Genomic DNA, 21659 nt, shown 5'->3' with positions numbered 1-21659 from the left:
GCCGATAGGCCCGCAGCAGGGACGCGGCGGGCGGCTCGGCGTACGTGCGGGGTTCCGGACTCTCCGGCCGCCGGTCCGCAGACCCGTTCACAGGACCTGCCGCATGCCCTTCCGTGGAGTCGAGTTCACTCTCTTTGCCATTCGATGACAGAAAGGAAACCGGAACATGGGAAGGGAGCCAGTGCGAAGGTCCCACCCGTTTCTCCGCGACGGTGTTCATCGGCGTATCAACCATCATTCCGCCAGCCTTTCGTCATGGCTCGTACGCCTCGGATGATCTACGGATCCCCTGCTTTCTCAACCGCCCGCCGGATACGCGCAGATGAAGTGGAACTGAACACTCCAACAGACACTTCCGCCTGACGGAAAGATCCACATGTGTCAACTGTGCGTCGCTCAGCGGTAATTCGCATGTCACCTTCCCGCCTCCAAGGCCCGGTTCCAATGGATCAGCGGAATGCGGCACTGCGAAAGGCGAGGACCATGTCCCGAGTACGCCCGGGAACACGTCACTACACGATTGTCTGTTCCTCATGCGGAACCCGTCACGAGGACGACGGTCTCCTGCTCGACTGCTCCCGTGGGCACGAGCCGGCATTCCTGCACACCGAGTACGACGGAAGCGGAACGCACACCGGCGAGGGCTCCGGGCTGTTCCGGTACGCCCCGATGCTCCCCGTGGCCCGCACCTTCCCGGACGTGCCCGGGCCGGTCGTCCAGCCGGCGGAGCGGCTGGGCCGCCGGATCGGCCTCGACCGGCTGTGGATCGCCTTCAACGGCCACTGGCCGGAACGCGGCGCGCTGCTGCCCACCTGTACGTTCAAGGACCTGGAGGCGTACACCGTGCTCGGGCGACTGCCCGCCGCGCCGCCGGTCCTGGTGATCCCCTCGGCGGGCAACACCGCCGCCGCCTTCGCCTGGGCCGCGACCCGGCACCGGGTGCCCTGTCTGCTGGTGGTGCCCGCCACGGCGTTGGAGCGGATGCGCTTCCCCGCCCCGCTCGACCCCTGCGTACGGCTCGTCGTCCTCGACGGTGCCGCCACCTACAGCGACACCATCGCCTGCGCCGACCTGCTCGCCAGGCTCCCCGGTCACCACGCCGAGGGCGGCTCGCGCAACGTCGGCCGCCGCGACGGCCTGGGCACCGTCATGCTGGCCGCCGCGGAGACCCTCGGACGCCTTCCGGAGACCTATGTGCAGGCGGTCGGCAGCGGGACGGGGGCCATCGGCGCCCATGAGGCGGCGCGCCGCCTCCGCCGGGACGGCGAGCCGCTGCCCCGCCTGCTGATGTGCCAGAACGCGCCCTTCGCGCCCCTGTACGACGCCTGGCGATGTACCGGCGCGCCCCCGGCGCACCGCGAGCACGAGCCGCTGGCCCGCGAACTCACCAACCGGCGACCGCCGTTCACCGTCCGCGGCGGCGTCCGTGACGTGCTCTCCGAGAGCGGCGGCGACGTCCTGTGCACCGACAACGAGACCGCGCGCGCCGCGATGACGCTGTTCGAGGAGGTCGAGGGCGTCGACATCGAACCGGGCGCCGGAGTCGCCCTCGCCGCCCTGGCCGAGGCGGTCCGGGCCGGACGGATCCGGCGCGACGAACTGGTGCTCCTCAACGTCACCGGCGGTGGCCGCGTCCGCCAGGCCCGCGACCTCGCGCTCGTGCCCGCCGAGCCCTGGCTGCGGCTGCCCTGGCCCGGCGGTGCGGAGGGGCCGCGGATCGTCGCCGAGCGCGTGGCGCGGCACCTGACCGGTGTCGCTGCTCCCGCCACACCCACTGCTCCTGCCTCGCCTGCCGCCCCAACTGCTCCGGTCGCACCCGCTGGTCCCACCGTGTCCGTAGTGGCGGAGGCCGGCCGATGAGCGTGCCCCGGGTCCTGGACCCGTCCGCCGCCCAGCGCTCGATGTGGTTCGGGCAGCGCCTCGACCCCGCCGGTCCCGCCTACAACGTGGGCGAGTACACCGAGATCCACGGGCCCGTCGACCCCGAGCTGTTCCGGGCGGCGGCAGGGCAGGTCGTGGCCGCCACCGAGACCCTCCGAGCCCGATTCACGGCCGACGACGACCACGTCCGCCAGCTCGTCGAGCCCGACCCCGCCTGGGAGTTGCCGGTCGTCGACCTCACGGGCGAGGCCGATCCCCGGTCCGCCGCCGCCGCGTGGCGGACAGCCGACTTCGCCACGCCGTTCGCGCTCGACCGGGCCCCGCTGTTCCGTTACGCCCTGCTGAAGCTCACGGACACCCACTGGATCTGGTACCAGCGCTACCACCACATCGCCGTCGACGGCTACAGCTGCTCACTCCTGGCCCGGCGGGTCGCCGACGCCTACACCGCGCTCGTCGCGGGCACGCCCCACAGCCCGCCACCGGCACCCCTGGCCCCACTCGTCGCCGAGGACACGGCCTACCGCGCGAGCGCCCGGCACACCTCGGACCGTGCGTACTGGACACACCTCCTCGCGGACCGTCCCGACCCCGTGAGCCTGTCCGGCCGCCCGCCGCAGGTCGCCGGCCGGTTCCTGCGCCGCACCGGTCATCTCACCGCAGCGGCCGGGGACTTGGTGCACACGGCCGCCGGGCACGCCGGCACCCGCTGGTCGCGCGTGGTCCTCGCGGCGACCGCCGCCCACCTGCACCGACTCACCGGAGCCCGGGACGTCGTCCTCGGCCTCGCCGTCACCGCCCGCGAGAGCGAGAGAGCCCTCACCACCCCGGGCATGGCGTCCAACGTGCTTCCGCTGCGGCTGTCCGTACGCCCCGACACCGCCGCCCGCGACCTCGTACGGCAGACCGCCGCCGCCACCCGCGACCTGCTGGCGCACCAGTGCCTGCGCGGCGAGGACCTGCGCCGGGACCTGGACTGGCCGGGGGACGGGCGGCGGTTCTTCGGCCCCGTCGTCAACATCATGGCGTTCGGGCCGGAGTTGCGGTTCGCGGGACATCCGACGACCCGACACAACCTGTCCACGGGACCGGTCGAGGATCTCGCCGTCAACGTGTACGACCGCGCGGACGGCGCCGGGGTCCGGGTGGACCTCGACGCGAGCCCCGCGCACTACAAGGACCCCGAACTCACCGACCACCACCGGCGTTTCGTGCGCTTCCTGGAGCGGTTCGCCGCCGCCGCGACCGACGACGGGACGCCGGTCGGCCGCATCGCACTGACCTCGCCCGAGGAACGGCCGGAGGTCGCCGTGCCCGTCCGCGAGGCCGAGGCGACCGTCCCCGGGCTCTTCGCGGACCGGGCCGCCGCGACCCCGGCGGCGACGGCCCTCGTGCACGGCGAACACACCCTCACCTACCGCGAGTTGAACGCCCGCGCCAACCGGATCGCGCACCGGCTGCTCGCCCTCGGGGTCCGGCCCGAGGACCGGGTCGCGGTCCTGATGAACCGCTCCGACGACCTGGTCGGCACACTCCTCGGCATCCTCAAGGCGGGCGCCGCGTACGTCGGCCTCGACCCGCGCGCCCCGGCGGCCCGCACCCGGCGGATCCTCGCCGAGACACACGCGGCGGCCCTGCTGACGGACCTCGCGCTCGCCGAGACGGCGAAGGGGTCCTACGACGGCCCCGTCGTCGTCACCGACGCCGACCCCGCGCTCGACACCGGGCCGGACACCGACCCCGCCGTACCCGTGCACCCCGCCCAACTGGCCTATGTCAGCCACACCTCCGGCTCCACCGGCACACCGAAGGGCGTCGCCGTCACCCACCGGGACATCACCGCCCTCGCCACCGACCCGGCGTTCGGCGGCGGCGCCCACGCGCGCGTCCTGGTCCACTCGCCGACCGCGTTCGACGCCTCCACGTACGAGATGTGGGTGCCGTTGCTGAACGGTGGCACGGCCGTGGTGGCGGGCCCGGCGGAGGACGTGGACGCCGCCGCCGTACGGCGCCTGACGGCACGTCATGGACTGACCGCGCTGTGGCTCACCGCGGGCCTCTTCAGGCTCGCCGCGGAGGAGGAACCGGGCTGCTTCGCCGGGCTGCGCCAGGTGTGGACCGGCGGTGAGGCCGTACCCGCCCCCGCCGTCCGCCGGGTCCTCGCGGCCTGCCCGGAGCTGACCGTCACCGACGGGTACGGCCCCACCGAGACGACCACCTTCGCCACCAGCCGCCCCTGTCCCGCCGGTTCGCCCGTCCCGGACCCGCTGCCCATCGGCCGGCCCCTCGACGGGATGCGCGCCCATGTCCTCGACGGGGCCCTCCAGCCGGTGCCGCCGGGCACGGTCGGCGAACTCTACGTCTCCGGGCCCGGCGTGGCCCGCGGCTACCTCGGCCGCCCCGGAGCGACCGCCGAGCGGTTCGCCGCCGACCCCTACGGCCCGCCCGGGGCGCGGATGTACCGCACCGGCGACCGCGCCCGCCGCACACCGGACGGCGAACTGGAGTTCCACGGCCGCGCCGACGGCCAGGTGAAACTGCGCGGCTTCCGTATCGAACCCGGCGAGATCGAGACCGTCCTCGCCGCCCACCCCGAGGTCGCCCAGGCGGTCGCCCTGATCCGCGAGGACCGCGACCGGCGACTGATCGCCTATGTGGTCCCGGCCGACGGCACGGCCCCCGCCCCCGACGCCCTGCGGGACCATCTCGCCGGACTCCTGCCCGAGTTCATGGTGCCCTCCGCGATCGTCGCCCTGGACCGGCTGCCGCTGACGGCCAACGGCAAACTCGACCGGGCCGCGCTGCCCGCCCCGCCGACGCAGGTGACCGTGACGGGAAGGGCCGCGCGCACTCCGCACGAGGAACTCCTGTGCGCCCTGTTCGCCGACGTGCTGGGCCTGCCGGAGGTCGGCCCCGGCGACGGCTTCTTCGCCCTCGGCGGCCACTCCCTGCTCGCCCTGCGACTCCTCGGCCGGGTCCGCACGGCCCTCGGCACCGAGCTGGCCCTGCGGGACGTCTTCCAGGCCCCCACCCCGGCCGGGCTGGCCCGGCTCACCGGTGCGGGGACGGCCGTACGCCCTGTCGTCCCGCGGCCGGTGGCGCGGGGCGCCGGGGCCGAGGCTCCGCTGTCGTCCGCCCAGCGCCGGCTGTGGTTCCTGCACCGGCTGCAAGAGGACTCGGCCCCGGCCGGGGCCGCCTACCACATCCCCCTCGCGACCCGGTTGACCGGCGGCCCGCTCGACGCGGACGCCCTGCGTGCCGCCCTGGCCGACCTGGTCGTCCGGCACGAGATCCTGCGGACCGTGTACCCGGACACCGACGGCATCCCGGGCCGGCGACTCCTGGACGGTGTACGGCCCGAGGTACGGGTCGAGCACGTCACGGAGGCCGAACTGGACGAACGAGTGGTGGAGTTGGCCGGGGAGGGGTTCGATCTGGCGGAGGATCCGCCGATCCGTGCCCACCTGCTCGTCATGGACCCCGAGGGCCATGTCCAGGGCCGCGCGGGCCATGCGGCAGGGGCCGAGGGCCGTGGAGCGCGGTGCGAGGGACGGGACATCGGCCCCGCGGGGCAGGGAACGGGCTCCGAGGATCACGTCCTCCTCCTCGTCCTGCACCACATCGCCGCTGACGGCTGGTCGCTGGACCCCCTCCTCCGTGATCTGGCGACCGCCTACCGGGCCCGACTCGCAGGCCGGGAGGCCGAGTTCGAGCCGCTGCCCGTCCAGTACACCGACTACTCCGCCTGGCAGCACGACCTCCTCGGGCACGACCGCGAGCGGCAACTCGACCACTGGCGAGGGGTGCTGGCCGGGCTGCCCGACGAACTCGCCCTCCCCGCCGACCGTCCACGGCCCGCCCGCGCCACCCACCGGGGCGGCGACATCCCGGTCCGGCTGGACGCCGCCCTGCACCGGAGGCTGCGCGAACTCGCCACCGAGAGCGGCGCGACCGTGTTCATGGTCGTCCAGGCGGGGCTCGCCGCCCTGCTCACCCGGCTGGGCGCGGGCACCGACATCCCGCTCGGCACACCGGTCGCGGGCCGCGCCGACGAGGCCCTCGACGCCCTGGTCGGCTGCTTCGTCAACACCCTCGTGCTGCGCACCGACACCTCCGGCGACCCCACCTTCCGGGACCTGCTCGGCCGGGCCCGGGAGGCCGACCTGGCGGCCTACGCCCACCAGGACCTGCCGTTCGAGCACCTGGTCGAGGCGCTCAACCCGCCCCGCTCCCTCGCCCGGCACCCCCTCTTCCAGGTGATGCTCGCCTTCCGCCCCACCATCGGCCCCCACCTCGACCTCCCCGGCCTCACCGCACGGACACGGCCCGTGGAGACCGGCACCACCAAGATCGACCTCACCTTCAACCTGGGGGAGCACCGCGCACCCGACGGCACCCCGGACGGCATCGACGGCATCCTCCAGTACAGCGCAGACCTCTTCGACCGGCACACGGCCGAGGAACTGACGGCCCGTCTGGAACGCCTGCTGCGGGCCGCCGTGGACACCCCGGACCGGCCGATCGGCACGCTCGACCTCCTCGCACCGGAGGAACGCCACCGGCTGCTCGTCGAGTTCAACGACACCGCACACGAGGTGCCGGACACCACCTTCACCCGGATGTTCGAGGAGCAGGCCGCCAGGACCCCCGACGCCGTCGCGGTGTCGGACGCGGAGGCCTCCCTCACCTACCGCCAACTCAACGCCTCCGCCGACCGGTTGGCGCGCGCCCTCACCTCGTACGGCGCGGGTCCCGGCCGGATCGTCGCCCTCTCGCTGCCACGCTCGGCGGACCTGGCGGTCGCCGTGCTCGCCGTCCTCAAGGCGGGCGCCGCCTATCTGCCCCTCGACCCGGAGCATCCCGCCGAGCACACGGCCCACCTGCTCTCCGACGCGGCTCCCGTGTGCCTGATCACTGGGGACCACGACCCGACCACACCGGACCGGCCCGACGCGGTCCCCTCCCTCCGACGTCCCGACACAGGCGTCCCCGTCGTACGCCCGGACGCGTCCCCGGCCGACCCGGAGGCGCCCCTCACCCCGGCCCGCCCCGCCGACGCGGCCTATCTGATCTACACCTCCGGCACCACCGGCCGTCCCAAGGGCGTGGTGGTCGAGCACCGCAACCTCACCACCTATGTGGCCCGTTGTGTCGAGGCGTACCCGAGTCTGCGGGGCACCTCCCTGCTGCACGCCACCCTCTCCTTCGACGCCACGGTCACCACCCTGCACGGGGCCCTGGCGGCCGGAGGACGGGTCCACATCGCCGCCTTCCACGAGGCGGGCGCCACCCCGCTGTCCGGCGGCTGCACCTTCCTCAAGGCCACCCCGAGCCACCTCCCGCTGCTGCCCGCCCTGCCCCACGACCTCTCGCCCACCGAGGAGTTCATGCTCGGCGGCGAGGCGCTGGTCGGTGAGGCGCTGCGGGCCTGGCGCCGCGACCACCCGGACGTCCGCCTGGTCAACCACTACGGCCCCACCGAACTGACCGTCGGCTGCACCGACCACCGCATCGAGCCGGGCGACGACCTCCCGACCGGGCCCGTCCCCATCGGCCGCCCCATGTGGAACACCCGGGCCTACGTCCTGGACGCCCGGCTGAACCCCGTACCGGTGGGTGTGGAGGGCGAGTTGTATGTGGCCGGCGACCATGTGGCCCGCGGCTACCGGAACCGGCCCGGCCTGACCGCCGAACGGTTCGTCGCCGACCCGTTCGGTCCGTCCGGCACGGGGGCACCCGGCGCGGGGCGCATGTACCGTACCGGCGACCTGGCCGTGCGCCGCGCCGACGGCACGCTGGAGCTGCGCGGGCGGGCCGACGGGCAGCTCAAGATCAGGGGGCTGCGGATCGAGCCGGGCGAGGTGGAGGGTGTCCTCACCGCGTACGGCTCCGTCGCGCAGGCCGCGGTGGTCGTACGCGAGGACCGGGCCGGCGTACGCCGCCTGGTCGGGTATGTCGTCGGGGCCGCCGAGGCCGACCGTCCCGCCCTGCTCGCGCATGCCACCCGGCAGTTGCCCGCCCACATGGTTCCCGAGTCGCTCGTCGTCCTCGACGCGCTGCCGATGACACCCAACGGCAAACTGGACCGCGCGGCCCTCCCCGCACCGGACGCCGGCCGGCACCCGTCCGGTACCGGCGGGGACCCGTCCGGCACGCACGGCGCGGCTCGCACCCCGCAGGAGAAGGCGCTGCGGGCGCTGTTCGCCGAGGTGCTCGGCATCGCCGAAGTGGGCACCGACGACGGGTTCTTCGACCTCGGCGGTGACAGCATCACCTCCATCCACCTCGTGAGCCGCGCTCTCGCCGAGGGGCTGCGACTCACCCCGCGTGACGTGTTCGAACAGCGGACCGTCGCCGCGCTCGCCGCACTGGCGGCGAACCGGCCCGCACCCGACCGGGCCCGGCGTCAGGAACCGGCCGTCGGCGCACTGCCGCTCACCCCTGCCTTGCACCGGCTGCGCGAACGGGGCGGCCCCATCGGTGCGTTCAGTCAGTCGGTCCTGCTGGTCACCCCCGCGGGGGCCGAGGAGAAGCGGCTCAGGGCGGCACTGAAGGTGCTCGTGGACCGCCACGACGTACTCCGGATGAGGGTTTCGGGTACCGCACGCCCTGGCGACTGGGCCGCGGTCGTGCCGCCACCCGGCGGTGTCGAGGTTCCCTTCGAGCGGGTCGAGGACCTCACGCACGTGCTCACGCCGGGCCCACTGAATCCGGACGAGGGTGAGGTGGTGCGCGCGGTCTGGTTCGACGCCGGACCGGAACGTCCCGGACGACTGCTGCTGACGGTTCATCACCTGGCCGTGGACGGGGTCTCCTGGAGCATCCTCCGCTCCGATCTCGCCGCCGCCTGGCGGGAGGAGGAACCGTCCGTGCCGGGCACGTCCTTCCGGCACTGGGCCCGCCTGCTGGAACGCGAGGCGCGCACCCCGGCACGGGTCGCCGAACTCGCCGTATGGCAGGGCATGTCGGCATCACCCGGTCCGCTGCCCGGTTCCCCCGGTCCAGGCACTCCCGATCCGCGGCCCGGTGTCCTCGACCCGCGGCGGGACGTCGTCGGCGCGATGCGTCACCTCACCCGCGACCTCCCGGCCGAGATCACCGCCGACCTGCTCACCACCGTCCCCGCCGCCTTCCACGCGGGCCCGGAGGACGTGCTGCTGGCCGCGCTGGCCGCCGCGTTCACCCGGTGGCGGCGACACCCGGCGCTGCTCCTCGACATCGAGCGGCACGGCCGGGAGGAGATCGCCGAGGGCGTCGACCTGTCGCGCACGGTGGGTTGGTTCACCAGCGTCGTCCCGGCCCGCCTCGACCTCGCCGGAGTCGACCTCGACGACCCGGCCGACGTCCTGAAGAGCGTCAAGGAGCAGTTGCGGGCCGTGCCCGACCACGGCATCGGACACGGTCTGCTCCGCCACCTCAACCCCGAGACCGGCCCGGTCCTCGCCGCCCTTCCGGCCCCGCCGGTCGGCTTCAACTACCTGGGCCGCGCGGCCCGTCCGGCGGAGACCGACTGGTCCGTGGCGCCGGAGACGCCGCCGCACCTCGGAGTGGTCCACGACCCCGCCACGCCCGCCGCCCACGGGCTGGAGATCACCGCCGTCACCACCGCCGACGGCCGCCTGGAGGTCACCTGGTCCTGGGCCCCCGGCATCTGGTCCGAGAACGACGTCCGCGCGCTGGCCGACCTGTGGCGCGCGGAACTGGCCGCCCAGGCCGACGGCACCCCGGCAGGCGGACACACCCCGTCCGACCTGGCCCTGGTGTCCCTGTCCCAAGCAGAGATCGACGAACTCGAAGCCGAGTTCGGAGCGAGTGGAGGTACCACACGGTGACGAGGTCCGCAATCGCCGACATCCTGCCCCTGTCCCCGTTGCAGGAGGGCCTGCTCTTCCACGCCCTGTACGACGACGAGCGCTCACCCGACGTCTACGCCGCCCAGCAGATCCTGGAACTGGCGGACCCGCTCGACCCGGCGGCCGTGCGCGCCGCCGGACAGGCCCTGCTCGACCGGCATCCCAACCTGCGCGCCTGCTTCCGCCGCAGGGAGACCGGACCTCCGGTGCAGATCGTGCCCACGGACGTCGAACTGCCGTGGGCCGAGGCCGACCTGTCCACTCTCGGGGAGGACGAGCGGGACAAGGAGTGGGAGCGGCTGCTCGACGAGGAGCGCACCCGCCGCTTCGACCTCGCGAAGCCGCCGCTCCTCAGGTACCTGCTGGTCCACTGGAGCCGCGACCGGCACCGCCTGGTCGTCACCAACCACCACATCCTCCTCGACGGCTGGTCGAAGCAGCTGCTCGTCCGCGAGTTCAGCGCCCTGTACGCCGGTGAGCACCCCACCACGCTGCCCCCGCCGCCCGCCTACCGCGACTACCTGGCCTGGCTGGCCCGGCAGGACCGCACCGCCGCCGAGGATTCCTGGCGCGACGCTCTGTCCGACGCGGGGGAACCCACCCTGCTGGCCCCCGCCACGACCGGCACCGCCACCACCCTCCTGCCGGACGAACTCGTCGTCGAACTCCCCGAGGAACTGAGCCGCGCCGCCGACACGACGGCCCGCTCCCTCGGCATCACCCTCAACACCCTGGTCCAGGGCGCCTGGGGTGTCCTGCTCGGCCGGCTGACCGGCCGCACCGACGTCGTCCACGGCCAGACCGTCACCGTCCGCCCGCCCGAGCTGGCCCATGTCACCTCCATGGTCGGCTTCTGCATCAACACCGTGCCCGCACGGGTGCGTTGGGACGACGACGGCACGGTCGCGGAGCTCCTCACCGCCCTCCAGGCCCGGCAGGCGGCCCTGCTGCCGCACCAGCATCTGGGCCTCGCCGACATCCGACGCGCGGCGGACACCGGCTCCGACCCCCGCACCCGCTCCGGCTCCGACCCCCGCACCCGCTCCGGCGCCGGCCCCCGTACCGGCCCCGGCGGCGAACTCTTCGACACCCTGCTCGCCTTCGAGAGCTACCCGGGCTCGACCGGCCCCGGCGCGAGCCGTGTCACCCAGCTCACCGGCCGCGACGCCACCCACTACCCCCTCACCCTCTCCGTCCTGCCCGGCCACCGCCTCGCCCTGCGCCTCGGCTACCGGCCCGACCGGTACGACGAGACGGGCGCCCGCGTGCTCCTGGACCGCTTCGCGGTCACCCTCGAAGCCCTGGTCGCCGACCCCGCGCGCCGTGTCCGTGAGGTGGAGGTGCTGCTGCCGGGGGAGCGGGAGCGGCTGCTCGGGGAGACCTCCCCCGAGGGCGGGCCGACGGCCACCCTCCCCGGTCTCTTCGCCCGCCAGGCCGCCCGCACTCCCGACGCCACCGCCGTGGTGCACGACGGCACCCGGCTCACGTACGCCGAACTGGACGCCCGGGCGGACCGCCTGGCACGACTGCTCGCGGCCCGCGGTGCGGGACCGGAGCGACTGGTCGCCCTCGCCCTGCCGCGCTCCCCGGAACTGGTGGTGGCCGTACTCGCCGTCCTCAGGACGGGCGCCGCGTACGTGCCGATGGACCCCGAATACCCGGCGGAGCGCCTGTCGTTCATGCTCACCGACGCGGCTCCGGTGCTCCTGCTGACCACCGAGGACGCCGTACCGGGGCTGCCCGACACCGAGGTCCCCGTCGTCCTCCTCGGCGAGGAACCACCGGCGGAAGTACCCCTGCCAGCACCGCGTCTGACGGGTGATCACCTCGCCTACGTCATCTACACCTCCGGCTCCACGGGACGGCCGAAGGGCGTCGCCGTACCGCACCGCAACGTGGTCCGGCTGTTCGAAGGGACCCGGCACTGGTTCGACTTCGGCCCGGACGACGTGTGGACGCTCTTCCACTCCTACGCCTTCGACTTCTCGGTCTGGGAACTGTGGGGCGCGCTGCTGCACGGCGGCACCCTCGTGGTCGTGCCGTTCGCGTTGAGCCGCGAACCGGCCGAGTTCCTCCAGTTGCTCGCCCGCGAACGGGTCACGGTGCTGAACCAGACGCCCTCCGCGTTCGGAGAGCTGCTGCGGGCCGGCGTCCCCGGCGACCTGGCGCTCAGGTACGTCGTCTTCGGCGGCGAGGCCCTCGACCCCGCCCAGGTCGCCGAGTGGTTCACCCGCCACCCGCAGGACGGCCCCGTCCTGGTGAACATGTACGGCATCACGGAGACCACCGTCCACGTCACCGGCCTCCCGCTGACCGACGGCCCGTCGACCGGCATCGGCCACCCCCTCCCCGACCTGCGCGCCCACGTCCTGGACGGCGGCCTGCGACTCGTGCCCCCGGGCGTGACCGGCGAGCTCTACGTGGCCGGAGCGGGCCTGGCCCGCGGCTATCTGGGACGGCCGGCCCTGACGTCGGGACGGTTCGTCGCCGACCCCTTCGGGGCGCCCGGCGCGCGGATGTACCGCACCGGGGACCTGGCCCGCAGGTCGGCCGACGGCGAGCTGGAGTACGCGGGCCGGGCGGACGACCAGGTGAAGATCCGCGGCTTCCGCGTCGAACCCGGCGAGATCGAGGCGGCCCTCGCCGCCCACCCCGAGGCGGCGCGGACGGCCGTCCTGGTCCGGGACGGGCGACTGACCGGGTACGTCGTCCCGGCCGACCCCTCCCGCCCGCCCTCCGGAACGGAGCTGCGGCGGCACGCGGCCCGGACCCTGCCGGACCACATGGTGCCCTCGGCCGTCGTCGTCCTGGAGCGGATGCCGCTGACCGCCAACGGCAAACTGGACCGCGCCGCCCTGCCCGCACCCGACGCCGGCACCACGAGAGGCCGTACGCCCCGCACCGCGCGGGAGGAGATCCTGTGCGGTCTCTTCGCCGACGTCCTCGGCCTCGACGCCCACCGCGTGGGCACCGACGACGGCTTCTTCGACCTCGGCGGCGACTCCCTGCTCGCCATGCGGCTCGCCGACCGGATCAGAGGCACGCTCGGCACCGCGCTCCCCGTCCGCGCGGTCTTCGAGACACCCACCCCCGCCGCCCTGGCGGCCCGGACGGACGGAACGCCGGACGCGCCCCGCCCCGAGCCGATCGGCCGGGCCCCGCGCCCCGACCCGCTGCCGCTGTCGTACGCCCAGCGGCGCCTGTGGTTCATGAGCCGGCTCGACGGCGGGCACACCGGCTACACCGTGCCCTGGGCCCTGCGCCTGACCGGCCCCCTGGACCCGGACGTCCTGGCGGCGGCCCTCGGGGACGTCGTCGCCCGGCACGAGCCGCTGCGCACGCTCTACCCGGACGTCCAGGGCACCCCGTACCAGCGGATCCTGCCTCCGGAGGAGGCACGACCGCCCCTGGTGACCGTCCGGACCTCCGAGGCCGAGCTGCCCGGCCTGCTCACCGCCGCCGCGGGCGCCCGGTTCGACCTGGCCGGGGACCTCCCCCTGCGCGCCACCCTCCACACGCTCGACGCCGACACCCACGTCCTGCTGCTGCTCGCCCACCACATCGCCGTGGACGGCTGGTCCATGGCACCGCTGATGCGCGACCTGGAGTCGGCCTACACGGCCCGGTCGGCGGGAGGGGCGCCGGACTGGGCTCCGCTGTCCCTCCAGTACGCCGACTTCGCGTGCCACCAGCGCGAGCTGCTGGGCGCGGACGACGACCCCGATGCCGTGATGGCCCGTCAGATCGCCTTCTGGAAGGAGGCGTTGAGCGGTGCCCCCGAGGAGCTGCCGCTCCCCGCCGACCGGCCCCGGCCCGCCGAACCCAGCGGACGCGGCGACCGGGCCGCCCTCGCGCTCGACGCGGACCTGCACACCGCGCTCACCGGCCTGGCCTCCTCCTCCCGCGTCACCCTCTTCATGGTGCTCCAGGCCGGACTCGCCGCCCTGCTGACCCGGCTCGGCTCCGGCACCGACATCCCCGTCGGCACTCCGGTCGCCGGGCGGACCGACGGCCGGCTCGACGACCTCGTCGGCTTCTTCGTCAACAGCCTCACCCTGCGCACCGACACCTCCGGCAACCCCACCTTCCGCGAACTCCTGCACCGGGTCAGGGACTTCGACCTCGCCGCCTACGCCCACCAGGACGTCCCGTTCGACCTCCTCGTGGACGCGATCAGCCCCCAACGCACCCTCGCCCGCCACCCCCTCTTCCAGGTCATGCTCGCGTTCACCGGCCACACCACCGAACCCGGCCTCGCCCTGCCCGGCCTGCACGTCACCCGCGAGCCCGTCGGGACCGGCACCGCCCGCTTCGACCTCTCCCTCTACCTGACCGAGCACCGCCACGCCGACGGCTCCCCGGCGGGCATCGACGGCGTCGCCGAGTACAGCACCGACCTGTTCGACCCCGGCACCGCCGAGCGGCTCACCCGCAGGCTCGTCCGCCTCCTGGACACCGTCGCCGCCGCCCCCGACCGGCGCCTCGCCGACCTCGACCTCCTCGACGAGGAGGAACACGAACGTCTCGCCGACTGGAACGCCGGACCCGACGAAGTGCCCCCGGCCTCCCTCGCCGCACTGTTCCGGGACCAGGCCCGCCGCACCCCGCACGCCCCCGCGCTGGCATACGCCGAAGAGACGCTGTCGTACGCCGAACTCGAAGCGCACGCGGAGCGGTTGGCCCGGACGCTCGCCGGAAAGGGCGTGCGGCCCGGCGAGTTGGTGGCGGTCCTGATGCCGAGGTCCGCCGACCGGATCGTCGCCGTGCTGGCCATCGCGCTGGCCGGCGCGGCCTTCCTGCCGGTGGACCCCGGACTGCCCCGCGAACGCGTCGACTTCCTGCTGGGCGACGCCCGGCCGGCGTACGTGATCCGTGAAGTGACCGACGACGGCGACGGTGTGCCGGGCGAGCTGCCCGCGGACGGGTCGCCGGCCCACCACCCGCACCAGGCCGCGTACGTCATCCACACCTCCGGCTCCACGGGCACACCGAAGGGTGTCGTCGTCGAGAACCGCGGTCTCGCCGCTCTGGCCCGCACCCAGACCGAGCGCTTCGGACTCGGCCCGGGCTCCCGGGTACTCCAGTTCTCCGCGCCCGGCTTCGACGCCTCGGTGATGGAGCTGCTGATGGCGTTCGCCTCCGGCGGGACACTGGTCGTGCCCACGGAGACCGGACCCCTCGTCGGCGAGACCCTCGAACGGGAGGTGCGGGACGGCGGGATCACCCACGCCCTGATCCCGCCCGCCGCTCTGGCCACGCTCCCCGCCCGGGACCTCCCCGAGCTGCGCACCCTGATCGTCGGCGCGGAGGCGTGCCCCGGCGAGCTGGTCGCCCGGTGGGCGCCGGGCCGGCGGATGGCCAACGCGTACGGGCCCACCGAGTCGACGGTGTGCGCGACCATCAGCGTGCCCCTCGCGGGCGACCAGGCCCCGCCCGTCGGCCGGCCCGTGACCGGCACCCGGGCCCATGTCCTGGACGCCTGGCTGCGACCGGTGCCGCCCGGCGCGGTGGGCGAGCTGTACCTCGGCGGCGCCGGGGTGGCACGCGGCTACCTGGGACGCCCCGGGCTGACGGCCGGGCGCTTCGTGGCCGACCCCTTCGGCCCGCCGGGCGAACGGCTCTACCGCACGGGTGACTTGACGCGGTGGTCGGCCGACGGCGAACTGGAGTACGTCGGCCGGGCCGACGACCAGGTGAAGATCCGCGGCTTCCGCGTCGAACCCGGTGAGATCGAGGCCGTACTGACCCGGCACCCGGACGTCGCCCGCGCCGCCGTCGTCGTACGGGAGGACGAACCCGGTCGGCGCCGCCTGGTCGGCTACGTCGTCCCGGCCGACCCCCGCCGCACCCCCGACCCGGCGGCCCTGCGCGCCCACGCCGAGGAGACACTGCCGGACTACATGGTGCCGTCGGCACTCGTCGTCCTCGACGCCCTGCCGCTGACCCCGCACGCCAAGCTCGACCGCGCCTCCCTGCCCGCCCCCGCGCAGCCCCCGACGACGGGCGCCCCCACCCCCGGGACGGAGGCCGAACGGGTCCTCGCCGGTCTCTTCCGGGATCTCCTGAAGCTGGCCGAAGTCCCTCTGGACCAGGGGTTCTTCGCACTCGGCGGGGACAGCATCGCGTCGATCCGGCTGGTGAGCCGGGCGGCGGAGGCCGGGGTGGTGATCAGCCCTCGGGATGTGTTCGAGCAACAGACCGTGGCAGGGCTCGCCGCTGTCGCGCGAGGACCGGTGGGCACGGCGGGCGGCACGGCCGACAGCGTCGGGACGCTGCCGCTCACCCCCGTGATGCGGTGGCTGCTCGAACGCGGCGGACCGGTCGGGCGGGTCAGCCAGTCCGTGTTGCTGACCGTTCCCGCGGGTGCCGGAACGGGCCGTCTGACCGGCGCCCTGCAGGTACTCGTCGACCATCACGCGATGCTCCGCGCCCGGCTCACCCCGGCCGGCGAACTGGACGTGGCCGAGCGGGTGCGCGCCGAGGACCTGCTCGACCGCCGGGACGTCTCCGGGACCGGGGAACTGGCCGCGGCCGTCGCCGAGGAGTCCGAGCGGGTGCTGGACCTGCTCGATCCGGCGGCCGGCGCGATGATGCGTGCCGTCTGGTTCGACGCCGGACCCGACCGGGCCGGGCGGCTGCTGCTCGTCGTCCACCACCTGGCCGTGGACGGAGTGTCCTGGCGGATCCTCCTGCCCGACCTGGAAGCCGCCTGGACGGCACTCGCCGAGGGCCGCACCCCGAAGCTCCCGCCGGTCGGCACGTCGTTCCGCCGCTGGGCCGGCCTGCTCGCCGAAGAGGCCCGCAGGCCCGCGCGAGCCGCCGAGGCCGAGCTGTGGCGCCGGATGCTCGGCGCCCCGCGCACCCCGCTGGGCGCCCGCCCGCTCGACCCCGCCCGGGACACCGCGGCCACCCTGCGCTCCCTCCGCCTCACCCTCCCGCCCGGGACGACCGGGCCGCTGCTCACCACCGTCCCGTCCGCGTTCGGCATCGGCACGCAGGACGTCCTGCTCACCGGTCTCGCACTCGCCGTCGCCGAGCGGCAGGCCACCGAACACGTCCTCCTCGACGTCGAGGGACACGGCCGCGAGGACATCACGCCCGGCCTCGACCTGTCCCGCACGGTCGGCTGGTTCACCTCCCTCTACCCGGTGCACCTCGATCTGACGGGCCTGGACCTCGCCGACGCCCTGGCCGCGGGGCCCGCCGCCGAGACCGCGGCCCGGCGCGTCGGGGAGCGGCTGCGCGAACTGCCCGACCGGGGCATCGGGTTCGGGCTCCTGCGGTATCTCGACCCTGCCGCGGCGCCCGATCTGGCCGCCCACCCGGCCCCCGCGATCGGCTTCAACTACCTGGGCCGGTTCACCGCCCCCGACCACGCCGCCGAGTGGGCCTTCGCTCCGGAGTCCGGGTCGCTCGGCAGCGGCACCGACCCCGGTCTCGGCGCCGCCCACACCCTCGACCTCAACGCGGTCGTCCACGACTCCGACACCGGCCCCCGCCTCGTCGCCGACTGGTCGTGGCCCGACGGCGTGCTCACCGAGACGGAGGTACGGGCCCTGGCCGACGCCTGGTTCGCCGCACTCACCGCTCTCGTCCGGCGCGCGGACGACGCCACACCCCCGACGGCCGTGCCCCGGAACGGAGCGGCCCGGCACGGACTCGCCCCGGACGAGCTCTCCCAGGACGAACTCGACGAACTCGCCGCCGGCCTCGACGGCTAGCGCCCCCGAAACAGACGGTGAGACACCCCATGACCGCACAGCCGACAGAACCGGCGAAGCCCGCCCCGGTCGACATCCTGCCCCTGACCCCGCTCCAGGAGGGCCTGCTCTTCCACGCCGTGTACGAGCACGAGCAGGACGCCCGGGACGTCTACCTGGTCCAGCTCGTCTTCGACCTCGACGGCGCCGTGGACGCCGGCCGGCTGCGGGCCGCGGCCCAGGCACTGCTGGACCGTCACCCGACCCTCCGCGCGGCCTTCCGGCGCCGGCGCGGCGGCCAGCCCGTGCAGGTCGTGCCCCGCAGGGCCACGCTCCCGTGGACCGAGACGGACCTCACCGGGCCGGGCCACGACACCGAGACGGAATGGGCCCGCCTCCTGGACGAGGACCTCCACCGCGGCTTCGACCCGGCCACCCCGCCCCTGCTCCGCTGCACCCTGGCCCGCACCGGAGAACAACGCCACCGGCTCCTGATCACCCACCACCACATCCTGCTCGACGGCTGGTCGGTCTCCGTCCTGCTGCGTGAACTCCTCGCCCTGTACGACACCGGCGGCGACCTTGCCGCCCTCCCGCCGGCCCCGCCCTACCGCACCTTCCTGGACTGGCTGGGCCGCCGCGACCGCACCGCCGCCGAAGCCGCCTGGCGGGACGCGCTCGCCGGGACGGCGGAGCCGACCCGGCTCGCCCCGCCCACCGCCGACGGTCGCAGCTCGGGCGAACTCGCCCAGGCCCGCACCGAGTTGTCCACCGAGACCGGCACGGCCCTGACCACCCTGGCCCGGCGGCTCGGCGTCACCGTCAACACCCTCGTCCAGTCCGCCTGGGCGATCCTCCTCAGCCGTACGACGGGACGCGACGACGTCGTCTTCGGCGCCACCGTCTCAGGCCGCCCGGCCGAACTGCCCGGCGTCGAGGCCATGGTCGGCCTGTTCATCAACACCGTCCCCACCCGGGTCCGACTGCGTCCCGACGAACCGCTGAGCGGGCTGCTGCGCCGGGTCCAGGAGGGATACGTCCGGCTCCTGGACCACCATCACCTGGGCCTCGCCGACATCCAGCGGGCGGCCGGGATCCCCGAACTCTTCGACACCCTCGTCGTGTTCGAGAACTACCCCGTGGACGAACGGGCGACGGACCCCGGCGAGGGCCTGCGGATCGCCGGAACGGGCGGCCGGGACGCCACCCACTATCCGGTGACCCTGGTGGCCCTCCCGGGACCCCGCCCGCGCTTCCGGCTGGCCTACCGCCCCGACCTCTTCGACGCGGCCTGGGCCGAGGCGACGCTCGACCGTCTCGTACGGCTGCTGTGCACCATGGCGATGGACCCCGAACTCCCCCTCGGGCGCGTCGGGTTGGCACCCCGTCCCGAACATCCCCGGGACATGCCCGCCCCGGCGACCCGCACCCTCACCGACCTGTGGGCGGCCCAGGTGGCCGCCACCCCGGACGCCGAGGCCGTCCGGCACCACGACACCTCGCTGACGTACCGCGAACTGGACGACAGGGCCGACCGGTTGGCCCGTCGGCTGGTGGCCCGCGGTGCCGGACCCGAGCGCGTGGTCGGCATCGCGCTGCCGCGCACCGCGGACCTGGTCGCCGCCGTCCTCGGCGTCCTGAAGTCCGGGGCCGCCTATCTGCCGCTGGACCCCGCCTACCCGCGCGACCGTCTCGCCCACCTCGTCGAGGACGCCCGGCCGGTCGTCGTCCTCGCCGCCGCGCGGACGGCTGCGACCCTGCCCGAGGGCACATCCGTCCTCGACCCCGACGAGGTGGACCATGAGGTGGCCGGGCATCAGAAGCCTCTGGCCGCAGCACAGTTGACGCCCGCGAACCTCGCCTGTGTCACCTACACCTCCGGCTCCACCGGACGCCCCAAGGGTGTGGCCGAGACCCACGGGAGCATCGTCGAGTTCGTCGAGTGGACGCACACCGCGCTCGGCCCCGGGCGGCTGGCCGCGGTTCTGTTCACCACCTCGCTCAACTTCGACGTGTCCGTGTTCGAGATCTTCTCGCCGCTGCTGTGCGGTGGCCGCGTCGAGATCGCCGACAACCTGCTGGCGCTCACCGGCGGCGCCGGCCGGGACGCGAGTCTGATCAGCGGGGTGCCGTCGGTCCTGGCCACCGTCGTCGCCGACCGCCCCGGTCTCTCGCCCCAGGTGGTCGCGCTGGGCGGCGAGCCGATCCCCGAGCAGCTCCTCGCCGCACTCGAAACCGCCTTCCCAGGCGCCCGGATCATCAACTTCTACGGGCCCACCGAGGCGACCGTCTACGCGACCGCGTGGCAGTCGGACACCGACCCGTACGGCAAGGAGGGCCCGCCGCCGCTCGGCCGCCCGCTCGCCCGCAACCGCCTGCACCTCCTCGACCAGGCACTGCGGCCCGTCCCCGACGGCATGCCGGGGGAGATCTACCTCGCCGGCGGCGGTCCGGCCCGCGGCTACCTCGGCAGGCCCGGCCAGACCGGGCAGCGGTTCGTGGCCGACCCGTTCGGCGGGCCCGGGGAGCGGATGTACCGGACCGGCGACCTGGCGGTACGCGGCTTCGACGGAACGCTGCGCTTCCTCGGCCGGGCCGACCAGCAGGTGAAGATCCGCGGCTTCCGCATCGAGCTCGGCGAGATCGAGACCGTGTTGGCGGCCCACCCGGACGTCGTACGGGCGGCCGTCGCGGTACACGAGGACCGGCGCGGCGAGCGGCAGCTCGTCGCCTACGCCGTGACGGCCGCCGAGCCCACCCTGCTGCGGACCCACCTCGCCCGGACCCTGCCCGCCCACATGGTCCCCACCGCGATCGTCGTCCTGGACGCCCTGCCGCTCACCGTCAGCGGCAAACTGGACCGGGCGGCCCTGCCCGCACCCGGCGCACCCGCCCACGGGACGGGCGGCACGCCACGCACCGGCCCCGAGGAACGACTCCGGGCGCTCTTCGCCGACGTCCTCGGCCTCGAACCCCGCCGCGTCGGCGTCCACGACAGCTTCTTCGACCTCGGTGGACACTCCCTGCTGACACCCCGGCTGACCACCCGGATCCGAACGGAGTTCGACGCCGAACTGCCCGTCCGGGCCGTCTTCGAGACGCCGACCGTGGCCGCACTGGCCCGGCGCCTGACCGGACGGCCCGCGACCACCGGCGCCGCCGCCCTGGACGTCGTCCTGCCGCTGCGCGCCCGAGGCGACCGCGAGCCCCTCTTCTGCCTCCCGCCGGCCTCCGGGCTGGCCTGGGGCTTCGCCGGACTCACCCGCCACCTCGACCCGGACCGGCCCCTGTACGGACTCCAGTCCCGCGGGCTGGTCCCGGGAGCGGCACCCTCGGCCACCCTCACCGAGGCCGTCACCGAGCACACGGAACGGATCCGCGAGATCCAGCCCCGGGGCCCGTACCACCTGCTCGGCTACTCCATGGGCGGCCTCGTCGCCCACGGCGTCGCCACCGCACTCCAGACGGCGGGGGAGCGGGTCGAACTGCTCGCCCTGCTCGACTCGTTCCCCGGCGCGTGGACCGACCAGGGGCCGCACCCCACCGACCGGACGGCCGTGCTGCGCGGCCTCCTCGCCATCCTGGGCAGGGAGGAACCGGCACCGTCCGAGGAGCTGACCCACGCCCGGTTCGCGGAACGCGTGCGCGCCGTGCCCGACCTGCCGGGCAGCCTCGACGACGCCGAACTCGCCGCCCTCGTCGAGGTGACGGCCAACAACCGCCGCCTGCTCGACCAGTTCACCCCCGCCACCTACCGGGGCGACCTGCTGCTCTTCAGCGCCTCGGAGGACCCCGACGCCCACCCGGAGCGGCCCGACACCTGGCGGCCGTACGTCACGGGCCGCATCCGCCACCACCAAGTCCCCTGCACACACGGCGAGATGACCCGTCCGGCGGCACTGGACCGGATCGGCCCCGTCCTCGCCCGGGCCCTGCGCACCACCACCGACATCACCCCCGGCACCACCGCCGACTCCGCACCCGACAGGAGCAACTCCGCATGAGCGTCAACCCGTTCGACGACGACACCCTTGAGCACTACGTCCTGGTCAACGACGAGGGCCAGCACTCGCTGTGGCCCGCCTTCGCCGAGATCCCGGCCGGCTGGACCGCCGTTCACGGCCGCGCCAGCCGTCAGGACTGTGTGGCGTACGTCGACGAGCACTGGACCGACATGCGCCCCAACAGCCTGATCCGGGCCATGGGCGAGTAACGGGCCGCCCCG

5 protein-coding genes and 2 pseudogenes are annotated in these 21659 nt (G+C 74.5%); all 7 read left to right on the top strand.

The window, feature by feature from the left end; genetic code table 11:
• Positions 1-483 precede the first annotated feature (483 nt).
• Positions 484-1860, top strand: a complete 1377-nt coding sequence (locus ACZ5VD_RS07555; protein ID WP_468548331.1) for a cysteate synthase — start codon at positions 484-486, stop codon at positions 1858-1860.
• The gene (locus ACZ5VD_RS07550; protein ID WP_468548332.1) at positions 1857-9713 is read left to right on the top strand and encodes an amino acid adenylation domain-containing protein; all 7857 of its coding nucleotides are present in this window, start codon (positions 1857-1859) and stop codon (positions 9711-9713) included. Before ACZ5VD_RS07555 ends, ACZ5VD_RS07550 begins: the two co-directional genes overlap by 4 nt.
• Positions 9710-15679 (top strand): annotated as a pseudogene (locus ACZ5VD_RS07545) (amino acid adenylation domain-containing protein); the annotation flags it as partial. The gene ACZ5VD_RS07550 and the pseudogene ACZ5VD_RS07545, both read left to right, overlap by 4 nt.
• Positions 15668-15940 (top strand): annotated as a pseudogene (locus ACZ5VD_RS07540) (phosphopantetheine-binding protein); the annotation flags it as partial. The pseudogenes ACZ5VD_RS07545 and ACZ5VD_RS07540, both read left to right, overlap by 12 nt.
• 84 nt (positions 15941-16024) lie before the next feature.
• The gene (locus ACZ5VD_RS07535) at positions 16025-17455 is read left to right on the top strand and encodes a condensation domain-containing protein (protein WP_468681668.1); all 1431 of its coding nucleotides are present in this window, start codon (positions 16025-16027) and stop codon (positions 17453-17455) included.
• Between the two features lie 29 nt (positions 17456-17484).
• Positions 17485-21438, top strand: coding sequence for an amino acid adenylation domain-containing protein (locus ACZ5VD_RS07530; RefSeq protein WP_468681342.1), 3954 nt, complete (start codon positions 17485-17487; stop codon positions 21436-21438).
• On the top strand, positions 21435-21647 hold the full coding sequence (locus ACZ5VD_RS07525; RefSeq protein WP_468548334.1) for an MbtH family protein: 213 nt from the start codon (positions 21435-21437) through the stop codon (positions 21645-21647). The genes ACZ5VD_RS07530 and ACZ5VD_RS07525 overlap by 4 nt, the downstream gene beginning before the upstream one ends.
• Positions 21648-21659 lie beyond the last annotated feature (12 nt).

The sequence above is a fragment of the Streptomyces sp. NPDC032822 genome, assembly GCF_055578825.1.
This window is presented reverse-complemented; position numbering and strand designations above follow the sequence as displayed.

Excerpts from the sequence above, each read along its gene's own strand:
- ACZ5VD_RS07555 (WP_468548331.1), top strand. The coding sequence starts at position 484 with ATGTCCCGAGTACGCCCGGGAACACGTCACTACACGATTGTCTGTTCC.
- ACZ5VD_RS07550 (WP_468548332.1), top strand. The coding sequence starts at position 1,857 with ATGAGCGTGCCCCGGGTCCTGGACCCGTCCGCCGCCCAGCGCTCGATG.
- ACZ5VD_RS07535 (WP_468681668.1), top strand. The coding sequence starts at position 16,025 with ATGCGGTGGCTGCTCGAACGCGGCGGACCGGTCGGGCGGGTCAGCCAG.
- ACZ5VD_RS07530 (WP_468681342.1), top strand. The coding sequence starts at position 17,485 with ATGACCGCACAGCCGACAGAACCGGCGAAGCCCGCCCCGGTCGACATC.
- ACZ5VD_RS07525 (WP_468548334.1), top strand. The coding sequence starts at position 21,435 with ATGAGCGTCAACCCGTTCGACGACGACACCCTTGAGCACTACGTCCTG.